This is a genomic window from Myroides sp. LoEW2-1 (assembly GCF_009767705.1).
Taxonomy (GTDB): Bacteria; Bacteroidota; Bacteroidia; order Flavobacteriales; family Flavobacteriaceae; genus Flavobacterium; species Flavobacterium album_A.
This window is the reverse complement of sequence record NZ_WSPP01000155.1, coordinates 1-205: the sequence shown is the minus strand read 5'-3', so window position 1 is coordinate 205 and position 205 is coordinate 1. Positions and strand designations below refer to the sequence as shown.

Genomic DNA, 205 nt, shown 5'->3' with positions numbered 1-205 from the left:
TTAGAGCAAAAGACATCTAAGTTAGAGCAAAAGACATCTAAGTTAGAGCAAAAGACATCTAAGTTAGAGCAAAAGACATCTAAGTTAGAGCAAAAGACATCTCAGCTAGAACAAGAAAAGCAAGAACTCCAACGCTTAGTAGATCTTTTACGACGCATGCAATTTGGACAAAAACGCGAGCGTTTCGAAGACCCTAATCAAACAC

At 38.0% G+C, this 205-nt stretch carries 1 pseudogene; it reads left to right on the top strand.

The features are described from left to right. Window positions 1–205 (top strand): annotated as a pseudogene (locus GOQ24_RS09450) (IS66 family transposase); the annotation flags it as partial.